The sequence below is a fragment of the Photorhabdus cinerea genome, assembly GCF_011189575.1.
Taxonomy (GTDB): Bacteria; Pseudomonadota; Gammaproteobacteria; order Enterobacterales; family Enterobacteriaceae; genus Photorhabdus; species Photorhabdus cinerea.
Map to the genome: position 1 here is coordinate 170,340 of NZ_PUJW01000001.1, position 21,747 is coordinate 192,086.

19 protein-coding genes are annotated in these 21,747 nt (G+C 40.2%); 6 read left to right on the forward strand and 13 right to left on the reverse strand.

Going from position 1 to position 21,747, the window contains the following annotated elements; translation table 11 throughout:
• Positions 1 to 391: 391 nt before the first annotated feature.
• The 6 genes from C5469_RS00650 to C5469_RS00675 form a co-directional block, all read right to left on the reverse strand.
• The gene (locus tag C5469_RS00650; protein ID WP_166300939.1) at positions 392 to 1,135 is read right to left on the reverse strand and encodes a 4'-phosphopantetheinyl transferase family protein; all 744 of its coding nucleotides are present in this window, start codon (positions 1,133 to 1,135) and stop codon (positions 392 to 394) included.
• A 45-nt stretch (positions 1,136 to 1,180) separates the two neighbouring features.
• Complete coding sequence (locus tag C5469_RS00655) at positions 1,181 to 2,191, reverse strand: fimbrial protein (RefSeq protein ID WP_166300941.1); 1,011 nt, start codon at positions 2,189 to 2,191, stop codon at positions 1,181 to 1,183.
• Between the two features lie 24 nt (positions 2,192 to 2,215).
• On the reverse strand, positions 2,216 to 4,696 hold the full coding sequence (locus C5469_RS00660; protein WP_166300944.1) for a fimbria/pilus outer membrane usher protein: 2,481 nt from the start codon (positions 4,694 to 4,696) through the stop codon (positions 2,216 to 2,218).
• Between the two features lie 23 nt (positions 4,697 to 4,719).
• Positions 4,720 to 5,388 (reverse strand): fimbrial biogenesis chaperone, encoded by a 669-nt coding sequence (locus tag C5469_RS00665; RefSeq protein WP_166300947.1) that lies wholly within the window; start codon positions 5,386 to 5,388, stop codon positions 4,720 to 4,722.
• Between the two features lie 38 nt (positions 5,389 to 5,426).
• On the reverse strand, positions 5,427 to 5,963 hold the full coding sequence (locus C5469_RS00670) for a fimbrial protein (RefSeq protein ID WP_166300949.1): 537 nt from the start codon (positions 5,961 to 5,963) through the stop codon (positions 5,427 to 5,429).
• A 1,547-nt stretch (positions 5,964 to 7,510) separates the two neighbouring features.
• Entirely contained in the window at positions 7,511 to 7,753 is a 243-nt protein-coding gene (locus C5469_RS00675; protein ID WP_339413418.1) for a hypothetical protein, read from the reverse strand.
• On the opposite strand from C5469_RS00675, the gene C5469_RS24190 reads away from it, so the two are divergent.
• The gene (locus C5469_RS24190; RefSeq protein ID WP_339413442.1) at positions 7,677 to 7,874 is read left to right on the forward strand and encodes a hypothetical protein; all 198 of its coding nucleotides are present in this window, start codon (positions 7,677 to 7,679) and stop codon (positions 7,872 to 7,874) included. The two genes, C5469_RS00675 and C5469_RS24190, sit on opposite strands and share 77 nt — an antisense overlap.
• A 184-nt stretch (positions 7,875 to 8,058) precedes the next feature.
• Positions 8,059 to 8,670 carry a LysE family translocator gene (locus C5469_RS00680; protein WP_166300952.1) on the forward strand — a complete coding sequence of 204 codons (612 nt, stop codon included), beginning with the start codon at positions 8,059 to 8,061 and terminating at the stop codon, positions 8,668 to 8,670.
• A gap of 246 nt (positions 8,671 to 8,916) precedes the next feature.
• Here the strand turns inward: C5469_RS00680 and ybaL are convergent, their stop codons facing one another.
• Positions 8,917 to 10,626, reverse strand: a complete 1,710-nt coding sequence (ybaL, locus tag C5469_RS00685) for a YbaL family putative K(+) efflux transporter (RefSeq protein WP_166300955.1) — start codon at positions 10,624 to 10,626, stop codon at positions 8,917 to 8,919.
• 242 nt (positions 10,627 to 10,868) lie between these two features.
• Positions 10,869 to 12,086: an MFS transporter gene (locus C5469_RS00690; protein WP_166300958.1), complete on the reverse strand. Its 1,218-nt coding sequence runs from the start codon at positions 12,084 to 12,086 to the stop codon at positions 10,869 to 10,871.
• A gap of 247 nt (positions 12,087 to 12,333) precedes the next feature.
• On the opposite strand from C5469_RS00690, the gene ushA reads away from it, so the two are divergent.
• The gene (ushA, locus tag C5469_RS00695) at positions 12,334 to 13,992 is read left to right on the forward strand and encodes a bifunctional UDP-sugar hydrolase/5'-nucleotidase UshA (RefSeq protein ID WP_166300961.1); all 1,659 of its coding nucleotides are present in this window, start codon (positions 12,334 to 12,336) and stop codon (positions 13,990 to 13,992) included.
• Between the two features lie 292 nt (positions 13,993 to 14,284).
• Here ushA and C5469_RS00700 read toward each other — a convergent pair whose 3' ends face one another.
• Positions 14,285 to 15,097: a TraB/GumN family protein gene (locus tag C5469_RS00700; RefSeq protein WP_166300964.1), complete on the reverse strand. Its 813-nt coding sequence runs from the start codon at positions 15,095 to 15,097 to the stop codon at positions 14,285 to 14,287.
• A gap of 184 nt (positions 15,098 to 15,281) precedes the next feature.
• On the opposite strand from C5469_RS00700, the gene C5469_RS00705 reads away from it, so the two are divergent.
• Both C5469_RS00705 and C5469_RS00710 read left to right on the forward strand, forming a co-directional pair.
• On the forward strand, positions 15,282 to 15,599 hold the full coding sequence (locus C5469_RS00705; RefSeq protein WP_166300967.1) for a type II toxin-antitoxin system PrlF family antitoxin: 318 nt from the start codon (positions 15,282 to 15,284) through the stop codon (positions 15,597 to 15,599).
• The gene (locus C5469_RS00710; RefSeq protein WP_166301643.1) at positions 15,599 to 16,099 is read left to right on the forward strand and encodes a type II toxin-antitoxin system YhaV family toxin; all 501 of its coding nucleotides are present in this window, start codon (positions 15,599 to 15,601) and stop codon (positions 16,097 to 16,099) included. The genes C5469_RS00705 and C5469_RS00710 overlap by 1 nt, the downstream gene beginning before the upstream one ends.
• Before the next feature lie 103 nt (positions 16,100 to 16,202).
• Here C5469_RS00710 and copA read toward each other — a convergent pair whose 3' ends face one another.
• The gene (copA, locus tag C5469_RS00715; protein ID WP_166300970.1) at positions 16,203 to 18,938 is read right to left on the reverse strand and encodes a copper-exporting P-type ATPase CopA; all 2,736 of its coding nucleotides are present in this window, start codon (positions 18,936 to 18,938) and stop codon (positions 16,203 to 16,205) included.
• A gap of 143 nt (positions 18,939 to 19,081) precedes the next feature.
• Here copA and cueR point away from each other — a divergent pair, with 143 nt between their 5' ends.
• A complete protein-coding gene (gene cueR, locus C5469_RS00720) occupies positions 19,082 to 19,483 on the forward strand; it encodes a Cu(I)-responsive transcriptional regulator (RefSeq protein WP_166300973.1) in 402 nt (133 codons plus the stop codon).
• On the opposite strand, the gene C5469_RS00725 is transcribed toward cueR, so the two are convergent.
• The 3 genes from C5469_RS00725 to C5469_RS00735 are packed head-to-tail and all read right to left on the reverse strand — an operon-like array spanning position 19,477 to position 21,735.
• Positions 19,477 to 19,932 (reverse strand): NfeD family protein, encoded by a 456-nt coding sequence (locus tag C5469_RS00725; protein WP_166300976.1) that lies wholly within the window; start codon positions 19,930 to 19,932, stop codon positions 19,477 to 19,479. The genes cueR and C5469_RS00725 overlap by 7 nt on opposite strands.
• A gap of 2 nt (positions 19,933 to 19,934) precedes the next feature.
• Positions 19,935 to 20,855 (reverse strand): SPFH domain-containing protein, encoded by a 921-nt coding sequence (locus C5469_RS00730; RefSeq protein ID WP_166300978.1) that lies wholly within the window; start codon positions 20,853 to 20,855, stop codon positions 19,935 to 19,937.
• 22 nt (positions 20,856 to 20,877) lie between these two features.
• Positions 20,878 to 21,735, reverse strand: a complete 858-nt coding sequence (locus C5469_RS00735; RefSeq protein WP_166300981.1) for a co-chaperone YbbN — start codon at positions 21,733 to 21,735, stop codon at positions 20,878 to 20,880.
• Positions 21,736 to 21,747: the final 12 nt, after the last annotated feature.

A 21,747-nucleotide genomic window follows, 5' to 3' on the forward strand; every position in this document is an offset into this window, starting at 1 on the left:
TTCTGCTATGTGAGTGATAACTCATCAAGGGGGTAAAGAAGCCAGACCGGGAAAGCCCGTCAATATCGTGATGCCGGATTATCGGGTCCGCCGCCCCAGGGAGGATAAAGAGCGGTCACCAATACTTTCATCCGATTAATATATAACGAGGAGAATATAATAAAAAAATTAAAGTGTCTTGGATATTTGATAGATGGATTTCTGTTTAATTTAAAAAAGTGTGATTTAAGTCATAGAATACTTCAGGTGATTTACCTTAAGACTAATCCTATTAGCTGAATAATTGGTTTTTTTAGGACATATTCGTAACGAGCATTGATATCTACATGAACTAAGGCTATTTATCCAGGTAAAAAATCTGAGATAAATAACCACTCTGTACTGGTCTGGGCTACTGAATGATTAGCGTCAATATTTCCTGTGGGTAGATAATAAATTGTCCACGGAATATTGTACCTGCTGGATAGTTATTGGTGAGTGTTTCCTGCAACTGTAATATTATCTCGTTATTTTTGAGGGATAAGGTAATAATTTCGGCTGCTTCGAACCCAAAAAATCGTTTTACATGTGGATAGAGCGCTTTAAACAGACTTTCTTTTACAGAAAATGCCAGTGTGAACATCTGCTCAGGTGATAAATGACAATGATTCAGGAAGGGTATTTCTCTATCATTCAATACCATTTTTATCATTTCATCCATATTTTGATGGTTGACAATGGTTTCTATATCGACACCAATTAATCGGTTATTGGTTTGCGGTGCTGCGAGTACAATTGCATGTTGAGCTGAATGAGAAACAGAACCACAAATACCCTGCGGCCAGATTGGGGCACGATCATTGCCAGATATCAAATTAAACTCTGGTTGTCCTAATTGTGCTAAAAGTTGACGGGCACAATAACGTGCTGCCAGATATTCAGCCCGTCGTTTATTGACGGCTTTGGCTAATTGAGCTGGGAAGGGAAGGTTTAATTGCCCGAACAGTTCATCGTGATAATAAGAGAGATCAAAACGAGCCTGCCAGAAATGTACTTGAGGATATTGAATAACCGTTCCATACTCGATTTGAGTGATAAAGCCATTACCATTTTCTGGTAGTGAGGCTTGATGGGTGTGTATAACTGTTTGTTCCATGTTGATTATCCAGATTAAGAAAATGTTATACAGTTTATATTAATATCATTCATATTGAATTGTAAAATGTGCTGTAGCATTAGCTGTTCCGCCGGTTATTTTAACTTCGGTTTGGTAATAGCGAGCAGTAAAAGGTAATGTATAGATAGTGTTTGCTATTGCATGTCCGAAAGTTAGCGGATTTCCTAAAGAAACAGGTGTTCCCATATATAAGATTTGCACACCAATTCCTTTAGCTGTATCTTTTTTATAGGGTTTATTTAATTGCATTACACTGTCTGGAGCATTGTTTACTTGGTTTCCATGAAAAGTAATTTTGGGTTTAACACCTTCTGTACATTTAACTGTGATATTAAAATTAGCACTACCCGCAGTAGAGTCTTTTCCTTTAAATAAATAACTTTGTACGTTACCAAAGTTTACTTTTGGTGTTGGTGTTGTTGTCGAACAAGTTTGAGTCTTTATAGTGTAGTTATTTTTAGTTTTTATTCTTATTAGCTCTGTACCAGAAGATGTCTGTAATATGGCAATTTTCCTTGGTATTAGTGATTTCCCTGATTCCAATATCCCGTCTTGATAAAGATAAATACTAATTTTCCCTATATCTTTTAATGTCATTTTTTCCTTGTTTTTATAAATATAATTATGACCACTAGTTGTAGGCAATTTCATGTTTTCTTTTTCTCCAGTGGCAATAATATAAAAATATAGATTCTTTATTCCGGTTGTTATCATGCCTGTGCCATGAGGTGTATTTCCTGGTATGGATGGATATATATCTCCCATGAAAATAAAATGTTCATCTCTTGGATCACAATCATGGGGGTTGAGAATGGATGTATTTACATCGATTCCCATGAGTTGGGCTAATTGTTCTTTGTTAATTTCATGAATAAGAATGTTTTTTTTATGGGGCATGTTAGGGGTAATATTAAGATTATTAAGATTAACATCTAAGCTAATTTGTTTTGCGTTTAATGAGCAATGTGCGTATGCGTTTGCAATATTGAATAATATATATATAAATGTTGTTGTTATAATTAAATTAAATTTCATATGTTTTCCTTTTGTAATTTTTAATTATTGACAACGTAATGAAGTCAGAATAATACCATTAATTTTTTGGTGTCTTTTACTATCAAAGTTAATATAACAGCTTTGTTGATCACCTAAATCAGCTTTTAATTTTGCTGTATCACTAACACCGCTGAGAAAGACTTCTCCTCTTTCATTCACCATACCATTGGTACCATTTGGCCCCGTGACTACTGTTCCAAATGGAAGTTTCTTACTGTTATGCTGTAATGTTAAAAATACTCGATGACCAACGCGAATAGAATAATCCGCCAATACCAATGCGCCTTTTGTTGGAATAACTTTAGTGGTTGGGTTATCAATATCTACGTCAGTACTAAATGTATTGGTATCAAGAGATAAAGCATTCTCTCGATATTGCGATATATAAGGTACAACGGTATATCCTCGCCAGTCTGTACTGATAGATGTATTATTCAATACTTTTGCATTGGCTGCCCCAGGGGCGCGAATTAAAGCACAGGCACCGCTTTCGCTAATATTCTGCGCCAGAGTAACACCATAGGGATGTGCAATAATCGCGCCCTCTAATCCATAATTCACACGCTGACTTTTTCTATGATCGGTCGTGTAACCTACATTAATTGAACCATATGAGCCTCTGTAATATAGGCTGGCGGCATTACCTGATTCTTTTTCTTTCTCTGATTTTTCGTAGCTGTAATTCTGAGAGATCATATAGTTCAGGTTCTGCTGTTCCAGTAAGGAGCCGGATAATGTCATCGTATGTTGGCTGCTACTGTTTTTATTATAAGTGGTGTCATAATCTACTGTTGCGCTGTGATTATTTGATGGCAACCATTTATCCAGAGGAACACTAATATTTAACGAAAAAGTTTGATCGTTATTAATACTTGAACGATTACGATGGTAATTGTAGCTCAATGATAAGGAGATATCATGAATATCGGTGTTATAAGACATCATGTATGATTGATTTTTGCTGGTTTTATCTTGCCAGTAATCTTGTTGCCAGGCTGATAATGAAAGATTACCATATTGACCTAAACTCTGGCCCATTGTTATTTGCATGCGGTTTTTCGGCGCGCTATTTCTGTCGTTATCAGTGAATTGGTCGTTATTATTAGCATCGCTAAAACTGAAAAAACCATTAGTATTGTAACGATAGCCAGCCAGTGTCACCGTTGTATTCGTTGTAGTGAAACTTTTATCGTAGCGTATCTGATAAGACTGGCCGGTTTTCTTTTCTCTATTTGGGAAACGCGTTGCTGCCTTAGTGACATCTATTGATACAGTACCAAATGGGCCGAGATTATGCCCTAAACCTAATGCATGACTTTGATAGTCGGAAGAAACAATTGTTCCACCATAAATTGTAGTGCTGTCCCATAGCCCGTAAGTGGCTTCTGTCTGGATAAACCTTTTTTTGTTGGTTTGTTTATTGCCACTGAATTTACCGATATTAACAGAATATTTTGTTTGCCCCTCACGGATCGTCAATGGTGAGGCAGCAAAGGGCTGAGTAAATTTTCTGACTTTGCCATTTGCTTCATAAATAGAGACTTCCAGATCATCATTTAAGTTGCTGGGATAAATATCGGTAATTTCAAACGCGCCTGGCGGAACAAAAGTCTGATATATCAGATTATCTTTCTGATGTATCTCTATCCTTGCGTGAGTCATGGCAATACCGCGAATGACAGGCGCAAATCCTTGCTGGCTATCTGGTAACATTTGGCTATCAGACATCAGTTTAATACCATTAAAACTGAAACTATCGAAAACCATGCTATCAGTTGTTGTTTCTCCCAATACTAAGCGGGATCTTAATGGGCGAATATCCCGTTCAGCATAGGTTTTAAGCGATTTCCATTCAGATGTCTTATCAGTATGATTATAGTAACTATTATGGCGAACGCGCCATGGACCTAAATTAAAGCCGCTACGTAAATTCACATATTGATTTTGTTCACTTTGATTTTTATTCCAGGATTGCATTCCCGTCAGATGATAGTTGGTGAAGAACATAGGCAAACCATCATCCCACTGATCAGGAGAGATATCTCCCCTGATTTGTGATCTCATTGCAGCTTGAGGGAAATTCAGCGTCAGCGTAAGATGGCTTAAATCCAGTTCTGTCGATGCATGTTTGATATATTTCTCTGGTTGAGAAATGATTTCTTGTTCAGAAAGTGATGCTAATTCAGGGAAGCTTTCTGTTTTTACCCCGATTTCTTTCAGTAAGCTGACAGATAATTCAGGGCAGAGTTTTTCACCACAGTCAATAAAGGATAGGTTTTTGATGCCAATATCCTTTTGATTGACGATAACATTCACTTTATAGATACCCGGAATGTGACTATCTGTTTTTGCCAAACTGTCCAGATTAATATTTTCTCTGTCTTCATCTGATAATTGTAATGCATTTATATCAAAGTACAGCTCTGCATGTACTGGCAATGATAAACAAAAAGTTATTAAAGCAAAGCTAATTACTTTTCTCACGATACTCTCATCAGATAATATTATCAGAAATTAAACTGGTACTCTTTTGTTGTGCCACCGTAATCATTGATAGCCGTCAGCGTCACGCTTTTTATGCCACTTTGGGCTGGGAATACCCTGTGACCAAAAGGCGGAATAAATCCTGGTCTGGCTATTAATTTTCCATCGATTTTCATCTCATTAAGATTAACGTAATAAGCCGTGGGATTAGTTAATTGAACACCATTGGTATTACGTGATGCTTCCAAACGATGAATAGCATTATTCGCATCATCATCAGATAGCCCTGTTGGGCGATAAATCAGTTTGATAATGTTTTTGATGGTTATGATCATCTTGCTGTTGTCATTTTTTTCAACCGCCGGAATTGCATTAACATTGAGCAAAAATATCGACTCCCGATCCGATGGTAGATAATTTCCCACATATGAAACACGGATTTGATGCTCGCTTTCCTTCGCCATCTTAAACAATGGTGGTGTAATAATGAACGGCACTTTGTTTTGACTATTATCGATATTATCTACCCATGATTGAACAAGATAAGGTCTTTCTGTATCCGAGTTGGTGATAGAAATCGTGGCTTCTTTTTGTGAGCCATTATAGATAAGGCGGGTTCCGCCTAAGGTAATCCCTGCTTGTACTTGTCCTATAAAAAAGACAAGTAAAAAGGGAGTAATAAAGCGAAGCATTTTTACTCCTTTACTAATTAAAGATATTTATTTGGTAATTATGGATATATGATTGTGAAATTGAGTGTTTGATTAATGTCATTAGGAACAATAGTCGTTTTTGTTGCAACTAATTCTGCTATGAAATTCATAGCTGCTTTGTTTGAAACGATTGTAGCGATGTCAGCGACATTTACTCCCGGGGCTATTGCTGTATCACTACCTTGTTTGTGTATTTTAATGCCTACCCCATCAACCCCTGAAGCATAAAAATTTCTATTACCATCATCTGAAGTACCAGTGAATAAGATTCCCAGATTTCTGGTAACACTACAGGCGGATAAATTTATAGTGAAGTTTTCACTTTTTCCAACCGTATTTATTTCAATAGCACCCAAGTTATTTTGAAATACGTTTTTTGACAACTTACCGAAATCTACGGTAATGTCTTTTCCCGCTGTTCCCGCAGCTACAGTACATCCATTTTCAATAATCTTACCTTTAAATTGAATTTTCCCATCATAAGATAATGCACTGAAACTGCTAAAAGTCCCTAATATCATCACTAAAGAAGCCCAAATAAAATTCTTTTTCATTTAAAAATACCTTACCTTAATAAATATGTGTTTTAGTTTTGTCTATATAATAAAATTCTATATCTAACTAAAGTTATAATTTAGTAGTTGATTATATGATTGCAGACATTTTTATAGCGGTGTGAAACTCAATTGAGTTTACCTCTATTTTTGTCTTTTTTAATCGATGTGAATAAGCAATTTTTTACTAATGAAGAATTCTTGTATAGTCTCCTTGATCATTTCGATGATGAATAAACCGCACCCATTTTGGCACTTATTTCCCGTTTACTGTAGCTTGCATATATCACCATTTTTGAATAATTGTCGTTATTCTCTTATGGGTATTCAAGGCAATATTTATTTTTAGTATATCATCATGTTTATTGATAATAATCTCTGATATTAATTCTGGCACAATAAAGTCTGTTTTTTGTTCTCTCAAATAGCATCTTTTACTGTAAGTATGTTAGCTTTATCGATAATGATTCTTATTTTTGTTACAATATTGCAAGCGATAAATTGCCATATCAGTAATGAAATTCTTACAAGATGATTGCTATAATGCAGTGAAAAACTTTTTTGGAATAGAATTAGAAAAAATGCCATCCTCGTTACGTTACGATAGCAATAAGTTTTTTCTAATGTCTTCAATTTATTTTCAATTCGGAATTTTCATCTTTCTGTAGGACTATTATCACTCGACGTTGGGGAGTATTAACTAAAATATGATCTTTTTCAACAACTTAAATAAAAAAAATGGTGTTTTTTTTTAAATTATTAAAATGTCTTTTTATTTCATTGTGTTATAAATTTAAATTAATCGTTTGATTTAATTTTTTTTGTATATCTTAGTTTTCTGCGTAAAATAGTTTTTTACTTTACTATCACTCAAATGGTTAGTGTGATTTTCAACCTCCATTGTCGGTTATATGATTAATCTTGGTAATCTATCTCAGTTTCTCATAGTAAGTGAAACATAATTACATTGCTGTTAAGCATATTCAAAATATATACAATGGAAGTCTGATTTTATAGTTTCTGAAGAAAGTGTCATTATTAACAATCGTGAGTATGGGGGCGTCCTATGTTAGCGATTTAATTAAGTATTGTAGAAGGAAGTCATATTAATAATTTCAGTGATTGTTTTTCTTAAATGGAAATGAACGCTGGAAAGAGTCGATGAAATTTAGAAAGTAAACAGTAGGTAAAAATTATTTATTGGTGAATGTTACCTTAACTGAATTAGTTATAGTGTAAGCATTTTACTTGCAAGAATATTGTTATTTTACCCATTATTTTTTTATGGTTACTGCCAAATGTAGGAATGGAATTATTTTATTTTCTGTATTTATAATGAGAATGATTGAGGAAAAAATCATAGATAAAACCCCTTGATTTTGCGATTTATGCTAGGGAAATCTTAGCTTGGTTAAAGGATGGACTGAGTTAGAATCGAAATTTATAAAAAATTTTTCACCTGACCTTTACAATTGCTGATTCTGTTAACTAGAATCAAGATAGTCGGTTGGAAAATATTTCTTTATTAGTGATATATGGGAGTGATATTAGTTTATATGAATTGGAAATGTCATGTTTATTTTACATGTCTTGAGCCGATACAGAAATTTATATTTTTTTGCATAGTATCCTTTCATAGATTGGCATTTTTCTAAATAGGGATGCTGTTCGTTATTTCCTGTCAGGAGATCGCCAAAAGGGAGGCGTAGTGCAATGGCGATGGAATCTAGTGTATCGATACTTAGGTTAGGGTTTATCGATTCTGGTTTCGATAGTGCAGCTCTAGAGATGCTTGATAATTTAGAAAGATCATTCAGTGAAATATTTATTGCCTGTCGCAATTGTTTGGTTTTGTTGCCGATATTTGTACAGGTTTTTTTATCTGGTTTTTTATTAAATCGGAGAGATTGAGATTATTAACATTCTAACAAAAGATGCAGTTGGTCGCTGCTAAGTGAGAGTAATGATATTTAATGACAATAATTTTATGATTATTAATTTAAGGAGATAAAGGCACATGATGAAGTTTATATTAAGAGTTTCCTATTACACTTCAAATGATTAATTATTATATATAACAGCCATTGAGGATACTATGAATAGCTATTACGATTATATAATCATTGCCAGTATGGTGAGTATGGTCTTAATTATGCCAGGACCAACAAATACTCTTTTGGTATCATCTGGATATTCACATGGTTTTATTAGTACACTCAGGCTGATTTTGGCTGAGGCGTTTGGTTATTTAACAGCAATTAGTTTGTGGGGGGTGTTTTTATCTACAATCTCTCACACTTTCATATGGTTGTTGGTTGCCTTAAAGCTCTGCGCTTCGACATACATTGCTTATTTGGCTTTTAAAGTTTGGCATTTCTCATTAGGTAAAGGGGAGGCAAAAGTTCATTTTGGTACGGTATTATTTGCTACTTTGCTTAATCCTAAAGCTTTTGTGTTTGCTACATACATATTTCCTCTTACGGCATTTACTGTGTGGTCAGAATATACTCTTTCAATGATGACTTTTGTTTGTGCGTTATTACCTGTTTCCCTGATTTGGGTGGGCGCGGGAAAAGTGCTATATCTGGGAAATATGGGAAGAAGCTGTTTAAAACCCGAACTGTTTTATCGTCTTGCTTCTTTAGTATTATCTGTTTTTTCGTTCTCAATGTTTTATACGTCAATAAAAGGTGTTTTATATCTCTGACGTAGAGCTTTGGTGCTGTCGTCCTATTGGTCTTTTCATATTGGGGGTATGGAGAGACGGATTGTGTAGGGTTTCTTTGTCTCAATTTCTGTTTTAATGAAAGTGTTGTTCTCTCTGAGCCGTTCCTATCACTGCTACTTGAAGTGGTCAGAACGGCTCATGTGGTGTCATAGAATACAGGGTAAAGTCATGGTCCAGCTCAGCGATGAGAATGAAGAATTATTCCATCAGAGGCTCTGCGTTTCCTCAAATTAATGGCACAAAAGGTGATGCAGGGGGAGGCTCAACTAAATGGCCTTGGCTTTTACTGCTTGCCAACACATTTGCCATTGTTTTGGCAATTTCGTGCTCGCCAATAATGACATGGCTAGCTCCACGCTCCATGATATAGGTCACTTCGTCATCATAGTCAGCTCGAACGATAATATTCAGATCTGGCCGAACCTCTCTTGCACTGGCAACAATCTCACCTGCTTCATAGCCATTCGGTATTGTCAGTAATAGGGAACAGGCACAGTCCAGGCGCGCCAATGACATAATATCTTTGCTAGCGGCGTTGCCCATGACGGCACTGATACCTTGCTCACCAAGTTCTTCAAATTTGGCTCTGGTATTTTCAATAACAACTAGAGGGAATTCTTGTTCCTGTAGGCGTTGGCATAGCAAACTGCCGATACGTCCATAGCCGACAATAATAGTGTGACCACAGATATCGACAGGAATTTGAGTTTCTTCTTCCAGAGTTTCTTCTAATAATTGTTCTTCAATAGTTTCTGTTTTTTCCAGATAGCGATCCAGCAAGCTGAACAGAACTGGGTTCAGCATAATAGAAACAATTGCACCAGCCAGAACAAGATTACGGGCATCCCCATCAAGTAGGCCAAGTGCAACACCAAGACCTGCCAGAATAAAGGCAAATTCACCGATTTGAGCTAGACTGACCGAAATTGTTAGTGCAGTACGGCGTGAATGGCCGAACATTTTCACTAGTAACATGGCAGCGGCAGATTTACCGATAATAATAATTGCTAGCGTTGCCAGTATCGCCAGTGGCTGCTGGATGAGTACCATTGGGTCGAACAGCATACCAACGGACACGAAGAACAAGACGGCGAAAGCATCTCTGAGCGGCAGCGTATCTTGAGCGGCGCGGTGGCTGAGTTCTGATTCGTTCAGTACCATACCGGCGAAGAATGCACCTAGTGCGAATGAGGCGTCAAACAGCGTAACAGCGCCGTAAGCGATACCCAGAGCAATGACTAATACAGCGAGGGTGAACAGTTCTCGGGAGCCGGTACTGGCGGTTTTTGCCAGTATCCATGGGATCAGACGGCGCCCAACAACAATCATCAGTAAAATAAAGGCAACAACTTTTCCGACTGTAATCGCAAGTTCCATAATTAACTGTCCGATATTGGTTTCCTTATTATCAAGGATACCGGCAGCAGCAGGCAGTAATACCAGAGTCAGCACCATTGCCAGATCTTCGACAATCAGCCAGCCGATGGCTATCTGACCTCGTTGGCTATCAATCAATTGACGCTCTTCTAGCGCTCGTAGCAGAACAACGGTACTGGCGGTTGATAAACAGAGGCCAAAGACGATACCGCTAAATAATTCCCAACCCAGTATTGCTGATAGTCCTACACCAAGCAGTGTTGCGACCAATATTTGCGCAATAGCGCCAGGGATAGCAATGGATTTTACTGCCAGCAGATCTTTAAGTGAAAAGTGTAGCCCGACACCGAACATTAATAAGATAACACCAATTTCTGCCAGTTCCGGTGCCAGTGAGGCATCAGCGACAAAACCAGGAGTGAAAGGGCCTGCGAGTACACCGGCGGTAAGGTAACCGACCAGTGGTGAGATTTTCAGGCGTTGTGCCAGCATGCCAAGCAAATAAGCGAGGACAAACCCGCCAACGAGAGTGGTGATAAGTGGTGTCGAATGCTCCATTAAGATTCCTTCTTGCTGAGGCTATTAAATAGCATAGTGAAGAGGTAGGTGTAATAGTATTTTATAGATAATTTGAGGTAAATTCGCTAAAAAAATGAATGAAACATCAAAAAATATCGATTGAAAGGATTAAATCACCCGTAACAGGGATTTGTATTGATATATTTGATTATTTATGAGGTATATAAAGGCTATTCCCACATAAAAAATGACTTTTATGTGGGGCTATTATGGTGATTTTTCTAGTTATTGTCTTCTATATTAGGTAATAAAGCGGTAAATATTCCAAGTAACGGTAGAAAAGCACAAATCTGATAAACTAGTTCAATACTTGTTCTGTCCGCAATGTTACCAAGTACCGCTGCGCCGATACCTCCCATACCAAAAGCGAGTCCGAAAAATAGACCGGATATCATCCCGGTTTTACCGGGAATAAGTTCCTGTGCGTATACCAGGATTGCAGAGAACGCAGATGCCAGAATCACACCAATAATCACTGACAGAATACTTGTCCAGTACAGAGAAGCGTAAGGCAGAACTAATGTAAAAGGGGCTACTCCGAGGATAGATATCCAGATGACATACTTCCTGCCGATTCTATCGCCAAGAGGTCCCCCAATAATGGTTCCGGCTGCAACTGCGAATAAAAAAACAAACAGATGAAGCTGGGCGCTTTGTACGGAAATGTCAAATTTGTGTATTAAGTAAAAAGTATAATAGCTACTGATACTGGTGAGATAAAAGTATTTGGAAAATATTAAAATTAACAAAATAATCAGAGAGCCTATCACGGCTTTTTTTGGTAAAACTTTAACGACAGGAGCCGTTCTGACTTGATTATTCTTAATATAATTCTGAGCCTTATACCATTTACTGATCTGCAACAGCACGATAATTCCCAGTAATGCTGCCAGCGAGAACCAACCAACATTGCCTTTGCCATAAGGCGCAATAAATACAGCGGCTAATAAAGGCCCAAGAGAACTGCCAAAATTACCGCCGACCTGAAAGAGCGATTGAGCCAGTCCGTGACGGCCCCCAGATGCCATGCGTGCTACGCGCGATGATTCTGGATGGAATACCGAAGAGCCAGTGCCAATTAATGCAGATGCTAATAGAACTAACGGGAAATTGTTAGCATGAGCCAGCAGTAGCAGGCCCGATAAGGTAAAACTCATCCCAATAGGTAATGAATAAGGCTGTGGATGTTTATCGGTATAGAAACCTATCAGTGGCTGTAATAGCGACGCGGTAATTTGGTAGGTCAACGTGATCATACCGATTTGCACAAAACTCAAGTTGAATTCTGATTGTAATAAAGGATAAATCGCTAGGATCAGCGATTGGATCATATCGTTCAATAAGTGTGAGATGCTAATCGCCCCAAGAATAGTAAAAACGGTGTTCTTGGTTTTACTTGCATGAGAGGAGACTGTAGTTGTGTTGCTCTGTTCGCTCATATTGACTGCCAGCTTGTCTTAGGGGGTGAGTTTGTTCGTTATTTGTTACATTTTATATATTAGGCTGATAGTTAATTTTTTACTACACCGTAGATAGTTTGATGATACGCTCAAAAAAATGAAACGAAACATGTTCTAATAATCACATAACGTAACCTATCTCAGAAATGATTTGTTAATCCCGCCTTGTTAGCTTTTGAAGCTGTTCTTGCATGGCAATTCACTTAAAAAAACATGGAGATATACCATGAAGTTTTCGTTTAAGACCTCAGCTTGTGCTTTGGTTGTTTCTATGACATTACTTCCAGCAATGGCAAATGCATGGGAAAAAGATAAAACCTATGACATTACTATTTTGCACACTAACGACCATCATGGGCATTTTTGGTATAACGACCACGGTGAATATGGTTTAGCCGCTCAAAAAACAGTTGTTGATGAAATCCGTCAAGAAGTCACCAAGAAAGGCGGCAGTGTGTTATTGCTTTCCGGTGGAGATATTAATACTGGTGTACCAGAGTCTGATCTGCAAGATGCGGAGCCTGATTTTAAAGGAATGAATCTGGTAGGTTATGATGCAATGGCGTTGGGTAACCACGAGTTTGATAATCCGCTGTCAGTATTGCGTCAGCAGGAAAAATGGGCGAAATTTCCGTTCCTCGCGGCCAATATTTACGATACTGGCACCGGTAAACGTTTGTTCAAGCCTTATACCATCTTTGATAAACAAGGGGTGAAAATTGCGGTTATCGGCCTGACGACTGATGATACGGCGAAAATCGGTAACCCTGCTAATTTCCCTAATGTTGAATTTCGCGTTCCCGCGATAGAAGCGAAAACGGTCGTAGAGGAACTGAAAAAAAATGAAAGACCAGATGTGATTATTGCAGCAACCCATATGGGGCACTATGACAACGGTAATCATGGTTCTAACGCGCCGGGTGATGTTGAAATGGCGCGTAGTTTGCCTGCGGGTTATTTGGATATGATTGTAGGTGGCCATTCACAAGATCCGGTTTGTATGTCTGCGGAAAATAAAAACTACAAACAGATCGATTATGTACCGGGAACGCCATGTTCGCCTGATCGTCAGAATGGTACTTGGATTGTTCAGGCGCACGAGTGGGGTAAATATGTTGGCCGTGCTGATTTTGAGTTCCGCAATGGTGAATTTAAGCTGACACATTATCAGTTAATTCCCATTAATCTTAATAAAAATGTGAAAAAACCAGACGGTTCTACTGAACGAGTTTATTACACTCATGAAATTGCTCAAAACCCGGAGATGATAAAGTTGCTAACACCTTACCAGAATAAAGGTGATAAACAGTTAAACGTAAAAGTGGGTTCTGTTGAGGGTAAACTGGAAGGTGATCGCAACAAGGTTCGTTTTATTCAGACCAATATGGCTCATGTTATCCTTTCTGCTTTGATGGAACGCGCTAATGCTGATTTCGCTATTATAAGTGGCGGCGGTATTCGTGATTCAATTGAATCCGGCGATATCACTTATAAAGATGTACTGAAAGTGCATCCATTTGCCAACTCATTGGTTTATGTTGATCTGAAAGGTAGCGAAGTTGAAAAGTATCTGGCAGTAGTTGCTAACATGAAAGTTGACTCTGGTGCTTATGCTCAGTTCTTGAATGTCAATTTGATTGCTGATGGCAAGGGTGTTAAAGATGTAAAAATAGGAGGGAAGCCACTGGAACCCAATAAACCTTACCGCCTGGCAATGCTTGACTTTAATGCTATCGGTGGTGATGGTTACCCTCGTCTGGATAATCATCCGGCCTATGTCAACATGGGTTTTGTTGATGCAGAAGTTCTGAAAGATTATATCGAGAAGCATTCACCCTTGAAAGCGACTGTCTATGAGCCAAAAGGTGAAATTGTTTATCAATGACCCCGGATAAAGTATAAATCAAATAAGGGCTGCAATCTGGCAGCCCTTTTCAGGTGATATTAAAAATATGAAAGTAAAGTTAACGTTCTGTTTCTTTTGTAAAATGATCACTAGTGTCACAATTTCATTACATAGAATAATTTTATAATTAAGGACAATGGATGAAATGGAATCTTGAAATTGGTACTCTGATTATGGCTCTGTTGCCTGTAGGTGATACTCCGAATAATAAGAATAACGAAAATAACAGGTTATTCCTCTTTGATAGGCCAATAGAAATATTGGCCTTTTTTTATCTCGATTCTTCTAGCAACATCTGAAGTAAATTGCTTTCGCCGTACAGGTGCAAAGCACCAACAACAACCAGATACCGCCCGGCAGGCAATTCCCGTAAGTATTTATTCCACTGTCTGTTACGATCAATCATCAGTAGTTGATAGATATCCTCACTGAAAGTTGTTGGTAAAGAATGTGTTTGCTGTTTAGGTTGATAATCCATCCACCAGCTTATCATTGTTTGTAAAGCACGGGCGTTGGCGTGCCAATGTAACAATGTATCTTCTAGTAGTGACAGACCATTATTCGGGAGCTGATTAAGTAAATGAATCTGTGAGTCAGTCCCCTCAAGCTCGGTGATCATTTTTCCTTGTGCTTTGGCCGCATTCAGTAGCTGATAATCAATACCGTAGTGGGGGTGTAATCCAAGGTTTTGTGCTTGTCCAGCTTGCAAAATTAACGCGATTTGCCATGAAGGTAATAAATTGAGTGGTTCTTCTTGTTGGCGAATTTCATTGCAATAGCGCCGAAAATCCTGATACATCTCATAAGATAGACGTTGTTCGATACGGAGGTGTGATTGAAATTCGTTATGAAATGGGAAACCTGCTTGAGTAACATCTGCTTCCACAATTAATGTATCGGATTGATTAAGCTGATCCATTAATATTTGAGAAAGTGGAAACATATTTTCAGTCCCCATATGAATACTGCCCACCAGATGCAAATGTTTGTCACCTGTCAGAGTAATATCATAAGCTGGATAAGGATAACGGCGGGAAGAACTTAGCCCCAGCATATTAGTAAGGTGTTTAATCAGTCGTCCCATTTGTGTCTCCGGTTCAGCATTTATTTAGGCTAACCATTTTCAAGTTAATATTACAGCTGTACTTCTGCTGTATCTTTACTTATTTCCATTGATATTTCTTTACTTCTATCAGCATACAAGATTACCTTAATTATGTAAGGAATATTCCTTACCATTTAATTAAAGTAATAACTGGAGAGTTACTATGATATCTATCTATGAACTTGCAACATTGACTTCCAAAGGTCAGATAACGTTACCTAAGCCTATCCGTCAGGCATTAGGTATTGATACAGGTAGCAAGCTGGCCTTTGAGCTGCGTGGTGGTGAAGTAGTCATGACTCGCGCCGGGGCTGAACACGAAGATCCTGTTATTGGGGCATTCCTTGATCTACTGTCTGCGGACATTCGAGCTGGGCGCCATGTGAATGGTTTACCTAAAGAGTTATACGAGGCTATGCAATACAATGCTGATCATACTATTGATCTAAATGAAGACATTGACGGAGATGTGGTAATTTGATGCAACGACATGGATGGACACTGTTGTATCACTCCTGTGTAATACAGCAGCTTCAGAAGCTGCATGACGCAGTAAAAAGGGCTGAGCAGAGTGACCCTGACAAGTTTGAGAGCAATGCTAACGTCAAGTTGTTTCGAGCACTAAGTAAATTGATTCTAGATGTGGTGCCAAGTGATCCCTCCCGAGGCGAGTATCGGCAAGGAAATACTTTGGGGTCCGCCTATCGCCATTGGCGTCGATCTAAAATTGGTCGAAGGTTTCTCCTATTCTTCCGTTATGATTCCAAGGCTAAGGTCATTGTGTATGCTTGGGTCAACGATGAGGAGACGTTGCGTTCGGAAGGTAGTAAGTCCGACCCCTATGCGGTCTTCGAGAAGATGCTGGGACGGGGAAATCCACCCGATGACTGGGCTACATTGATCGCAGCCAGCAGAAGTGGTCATAACCGGAGTAATTCAGAAATAGAAGGTAACAAAGATGTAATGCAATCTGTCACTTAAACAAACCAGTACGCCTTGGCTGTTAATTTGTCAGTCAGATAGGTGAGAAATGTAAAGTGCGATCATAGATACCGCACTTTTACGATCTAACCAAGTCGATGCATTATGATTTAGGCTTAAATCTCAACAAACGGTTAGCATTACTTACCACCGTAATTGAAGAAAGCGCCATTGCTGCACCCGCTATCACGGGATCTAACAATGTTGCGGTAAATGGATAGAGCACCCCGGCTGCGATTGGAATACCCAGTATATTGTAGATAAATGCCCCTAGCAGGTTCTGTTTCATATTGCGCAGCGTTCCTTTAGACAACTCAACCGCATCAGCGACACTATGCAAACTGTGGCGCATCAGGGTCATCGACGCGGTTTCAATCGCGATATCACTACCACCGCCCATGGCAATCCCGACATTAGCCCGCGCCAGTGCAGGGGCATCGTTAATACCATCCCCCACCATAGCAACCTTGCGACCTGCCGCCTGAAGTTTCTGGATAACCTCAGCTTTGCCATCAGGCAACACACCTGCGATAACTTCATCAATCCCTGCTTCTTGCGCAATCGCATTGGCAGTCACTGGATTATCGCCGGTCAGCATCACTAAACGGTAGCCCTGATGATGTAATCGTTCCAATGCAGTAATAGTATCTTTACGAAGTGGATCGCGAATTGATAACACTGCTGCCGCTTTACCGCCCGCAGCCAGAAGAACCGGTGTGATGCCTTTCTCTGCCTGTTGGGCAATCAGTGGTTTTAGTTCCTCTGTATCAACCTGATTTTGTTCCAGCAATGTTTGATTACCCAACAACAAGGTTGTGCCATGTACTTCACCACTGATACCCAGCCCAGCTATAGTGCGAAATTGTTCAACTTGCGGTAATGACAATCCTGCGGTTTTGGCAAGTATCGCTTTGGCTAATGGATGGTTCGAACCATTTTCCAGTGCGCCTGCCCAACACAATACTTCTTGTTCACTGTACCCATTGAAAGTATGGATATCAGTAACTTGTGGCATGCCTTCAGTCAGCGTTCCGGTTTTATCGAAGACAATCGTGTCCAATTTGCTGGCTTGTTGCAAGGCATCGGCATCCCGAACCAAAACACCGAATTCTGCTGCTCGACCAACGCCAGAAATAATCGACATAGGTGTTGCCAGCCCAAGGGCACAAGGACAGGCAATAATCAGCACCGTGGTAATAATGACTAACGAATACATAATCTGTGGTGCTGGGCCAATGAAGTACCAAATAGCACCTGAAATCAGAGCTATCGCGACGACAACCGGAACAAACACTGAGGAAATTTTATCTGCCAACTGACCAATCTCTGGCTTACTGCTTTGTGCCTGACGGACCAGTTTGATAATCCGTGCTAATGCCGTTTGATTACCCACTGCGGCGGCAGTAAATAGTACTGTGCCATCCTGTACAGTCGTACCGGCATGAACGTTATCGCCTTTGGATTTTTGCTGGGGAATCGGTTCACCGGTCAACATTGCTTCATCTATCCAAACTTCACCTTGAATGATTTCACCATCAACGGGGATACGATCACCGGTCGTCAAACGTAATATCATGCCCGGTTTAACATTAGCCAATGGTATCTCTTTTTCGCCATCTTCTGTCACTACACGGGCAGTCGGTGGTGTCAGATCCAGTAAACGTTCCAACGCCTTTGAGGAACGTTGACGAGCACGTTGTTCTAAAGCATGACCCAAATTTATCAAACCGATAATCATAGCGCTGGCTTCGTAATAAAGATGGCGTGCTTGTGGTGGAAAAACATCCGGCCATAGGTTGACACTGATAGAGTAAAGCCAGGCTGCACCTGTTCCCAATGTTACGAGTGTGTCCATGGTGGCATTGCCGTTTTTTAGGCTTTGCCATGCATTGCGATAGAAATGACCACCAGCAAAGATCATCACAGCAAACGTAATAATCCCGATAGTCAGCCAGATAGTCTGGTTTTCTGGCGTGAGCATCATATTATCGCCCATCATACCCCACACCATCACTGGAATACCGACGACCAATGCTAATGCTGACTGCCAGCGAAAACGGCGCATATTGGCTTCAGAAACTTGTTGCTGACGTTCACGACGCTCGGCTTCATCCTGAATCAGTTCTGCTCCGTATCCGGCTTTTTCCACGGCTTGAATTAGTGCGTCAGGTGATGCGCTACCGGTAATTAAAGCGCTGCGCTCAGCAAGGTTTACTCTGGCATTTTCCACGCCTTCGACACTCTGCAACGCTTTCTGAACCTTATTCACACAACTGGCACAAGTCATGCCATCCAGCAGCAACTGGATACTGTCATCGCTATCACTGATAACGAATTCATCGGTTTTTTCGACCGGAACAGAAGAGATTGCCGCTGCCAAAGGTTCCGGTCTATTTGAAGCAGGTATTGTCAGCGGCTCAGATTTTGGGAAGTTTTGTCCAGAAGCCAGTTCTGCGTGATAACCCGCCTGTTCAACTGCGGCAATCAACATATCGGTATCGACTTTGCCATACACTTTGGCTGTTTTAGTATTCACGTCTGCGGCAACAACGCCATCTACAGCTTCCAGAGCTTTACGTGTTGTACCGGCACAATGCATGCAACTGAGGCCAGATAGTGCCAGTTCGATATCAGGCTGGCTGGCAATTTCGGCATCATAACCGGCTTCCTTAATCGTTTCGATTAAGGATTTAGGGGAGGCTTCGCCAGTGACTTTGGCGTAATTGAGAGTAATTTCTGCCTGTTCCACGTCTGCACGATTTCCCAGTGCTTTTTTCACACGGTTAACACAGTGCATACAGGAGAGTCCCTGTAAGGTTAAAATAGTTGTATGTGACATAAAAAAACCTCCTAATACATAGTGACGTAATTATTTTTTACACTTGTGTAATAATTGTTGATTATATTTACTACAACCCAAGTGAATCTCTGGCTTGTTACGAAGGTTAAACCTTCCCGTCAGGGGAAGGTCAAGAGGAAAAAATGAACATCAGTGAAATTGCTCGAAAAACCGGTCTGACCAGCAAAGCTATTCGGTTTTATGAAGAAAAGGATCTGATCACACCGCCTGAAAGAGGAGATAACGGCTACCGTTATTATCAGCAGAAACATATTGATGAATTAACGCTGTTGCGGCAGGCGAAACAGGTCGGTTTTACGCTTGATGAATGTCGTGAGTTTTTAATGTTATTTCGCGACCCCAATCGTCACAGTGCCGATGTAAAAGCGGCAACGCTGCATAAAGTGGCTGAGATAGAAAAGACGATTGAAGAGTTACAGAAAATCAGAAGTAAATTGCTTTCTTTGGCGGAAGAGTGCCCTGGAGATGACGGGGCTGCATGCCCCATCATAGATCATTTATCGGGTTGTTGCCTTCATCACTGAGAATTGATGGGTTTTACTTTCAGAGTAATACCATCAACAGCAATGACTTCTACTTCGGTGTTGGCTGGTAGTTCACTGTCACAGTGAACTCGCCAACTGCCATCAGCAAGCTTGACCCGACTGTAACCATTTTCGGTATCGGCGGTCAGTTTGGTATGGATACCGATGAGCTGGTGGTCTTTCTGATTCAGTGTATCGTTACCTTTTGCCGGGTGACGACGTAACCAGTAGCGCCACAGTATCGCAGATAGCAGTGTCAGAGTTGCAAACAGAATACCTTGCCATTCCCAGCTTATTCCCGGCAGAAACCAAGTGACAAGTGCAACAACGATAGCGGCTGTACCCGTCCATAATAGATAGCCGCCGGTTCCCAGAAGCTCTGCGATTAACAGTAAGCCCCCGAAGGAGAACCAGAGCCAAGGGATCTGATCTGTAATCTGTGCAATCATGTTTACTTACCTTTTTTGCTTTCGCCAATCAGTTCAGTAATACCGCCAATAGCACCCATCAGATTGCTGGCTTCCAGAGGCATCATAATCACTTTGCTGTTATTGGAGGCACCAATACAGGTTAGTGCATCCGTATATTTCTGGGCAACAAAGTAGTTAATTGCTTGCATGTTACCGTCAGCAATCGCATCAGAAACCATTTTGGTTGCCCGTGCTTCTGCTTCGGCGGCACGTTCACGCGCTTCTGCCTGAAGGAATGCAGACTGACGTTCCCCTTCTGCTTTTAGAATCTGAGACTGTTTTTCACCTTCTGCTTTCAGAATAGCAGCCTGACGGATACCTTCCGCTTCCAGAATATCAGCACGTTTTGTACGTTCTGCTTTCATTTGGGCGTTCATGGCAGAAATCAGTTCTTTCGGTGGACGAACATCACGGATCTCAATACGGGTAATTTTTACTCCCCATGGGTTAGTCGCTTCATCGACGATATGCAGTAGGCGGCTGTTGATGGAGTCACGTTGAGATAACATTTCATCCAGTTCCATCGAACCCAGAACAGTACGGAAGTTAGTCATTGTCAGGTTAATGATGGACAGCTCAAGGTTGCTGACTTCATAGGCAGCCCGAACAGGATCGACGACCTGAATAAAGCAGACCGCATCAATGGTCACATTGGCGTTATCGCGGGAAATAACTTCCTGTGAAGGAATATCCAGCACTTGTTCCATCATGTTAATTTTACGGCCAATGCGGTCGATAAAAGGGATAATAATATGCAGACCCGGCAATAAAGTTCGGGTATAACGGCCAAAGCGTTCTACTGTCCATTGATAACCTTGCGGTACTGTTTTTACGCAAGTAAATACAATCACCACCGCAATGAATATCAGAATAGGTACGGCACCAAAAGCAAATAAATCCATAGCAATTCCTTAATCAAATAAATCAGTAAAGCAGCGAATAAACCTGGCGACGATATTTCGAAGCCAGAGCATTACCGGTTCCCATTGCAGACATAATATCCATCATTGTTTTCCGTATTGCACCATTGGCAGCAGAAAGATCCTTTTTCAGGAAGCCCAGTAATAATTCCAGAGCTTCTTCATTACGACTGACTTCGTGCAATTTCAGCGCGAGTTTAACCGCCAATTCTGCATTTTCCGGTTGAATGGAGAATTCTTGTTGCAATTGTTGGATCTCCGGTGTATCCGCGGCTTGCTTTTGTAACTCAATTTGAGCCAGTAAACTATGATAATGTGAGTCTTGATCCTGTAATGGAATAAGATTCAGAATTTCCTGGGCTTCTTGTATATTATTGAGCATAATTTGCACTTCGGTCAACATTAGTGCAATTTCACTGTTTTTGGGGGCTAATTGCCAGGCTTCTTTCAATAACGGTAGTGCTTCCTGATGTTTTCCTTCTGCGATAAGTTCCTCAGCTTGAGCCGCTTTTAACTCTTCCGGCTTAGGCAATACGCGAGTAAGCATCTCTCTGATAGCTTTTTCGGGTTGTGGGCCCTGAAAACCGTCTACGGGTTGGCCTTGTTGCAAAATATAAACAGTAGGAATGGCTCGTAAACCAAATTGTGCTGCGATCATTTGTTCTTTATCGCAATCCACTTTTGCCAGGACCAATTGATCGGCATATTCTGCGGCTAGTTTATCCAGCGTTACACTTAATTCCTGACAGTGAGGGCTACGTTCAGACCAGAAATAAAATAAAACCGGCACAGTCATAGACTGTTCAATAGTTTGATGCAGATTACTTTCGTTGATGTCAATTCCAGTAGTGGTTGTTAGCATATAATGAGTCTC

What these genes read in the sequence shown, in the direction of transcription:
- C5469_RS00650 (WP_166300939.1), bottom strand. Translation starts at nt 1,135, where the DNA reads ATGGAACAAACAGTTATACACACCCATCAAGCCTCACTACCAGAAAAT.
- C5469_RS00655 (WP_166300941.1), bottom strand. Translation starts at nt 2,191, where the DNA reads ATGAAATTTAATTTAATTATAACAACAACATTTATATATATATTATTC.
- C5469_RS00665 (WP_166300947.1), bottom strand. Translation starts at nt 5,388, where the DNA reads ATGCTTCGCTTTATTACTCCCTTTTTACTTGTCTTTTTTATAGGACAA.
- C5469_RS00670 (WP_166300949.1), bottom strand. Translation starts at nt 5,963, where the DNA reads ATGAAAAAGAATTTTATTTGGGCTTCTTTAGTGATGATATTAGGGACT.
- C5469_RS24190 (WP_339413442.1), top strand. Translation starts at nt 7,677, where the DNA reads ATGGCGATGGAATCTAGTGTATCGATACTTAGGTTAGGGTTTATCGAT.
- C5469_RS00680 (WP_166300952.1), top strand. Translation starts at nt 8,059, where the DNA reads ATGAATAGCTATTACGATTATATAATCATTGCCAGTATGGTGAGTATG.
- ybaL (WP_166300955.1), bottom strand. Translation starts at nt 10,626, where the DNA reads ATGGAGCATTCGACACCACTTATCACCACTCTCGTTGGCGGGTTTGTC.
- C5469_RS00690 (WP_166300958.1), bottom strand. Translation starts at nt 12,086, where the DNA reads ATGAGCGAACAGAGCAACACAACTACAGTCTCCTCTCATGCAAGTAAA.
- ushA (WP_166300961.1), top strand. Translation starts at nt 12,334, where the DNA reads ATGAAGTTTTCGTTTAAGACCTCAGCTTGTGCTTTGGTTGTTTCTATG.
- C5469_RS00700 (WP_166300964.1), bottom strand. Translation starts at nt 15,097, where the DNA reads ATGGGACGACTGATTAAACACCTTACTAATATGCTGGGGCTAAGTTCT.
- C5469_RS00705 (WP_166300967.1), top strand. Translation starts at nt 15,282, where the DNA reads ATGATATCTATCTATGAACTTGCAACATTGACTTCCAAAGGTCAGATA.
- C5469_RS00710 (WP_166301643.1), top strand. Translation starts at nt 15,599, where the DNA reads ATGCAACGACATGGATGGACACTGTTGTATCACTCCTGTGTAATACAG.
- copA (WP_166300970.1), bottom strand. Translation starts at nt 18,938, where the DNA reads ATGTCACATACAACTATTTTAACCTTACAGGGACTCTCCTGTATGCAC.
- cueR (WP_166300973.1), top strand. Translation starts at nt 19,082, where the DNA reads ATGAACATCAGTGAAATTGCTCGAAAAACCGGTCTGACCAGCAAAGCT.
- C5469_RS00725 (WP_166300976.1), bottom strand. Translation starts at nt 19,932, where the DNA reads ATGATTGCACAGATTACAGATCAGATCCCTTGGCTCTGGTTCTCCTTC.
- C5469_RS00730 (WP_166300978.1), bottom strand. Translation starts at nt 20,855, where the DNA reads ATGGATTTATTTGCTTTTGGTGCCGTACCTATTCTGATATTCATTGCG.
- C5469_RS00735 (WP_166300981.1), bottom strand. Translation starts at nt 21,735, where the DNA reads ATGCTAACAACCACTACTGGAATTGACATCAACGAAAGTAATCTGCAT.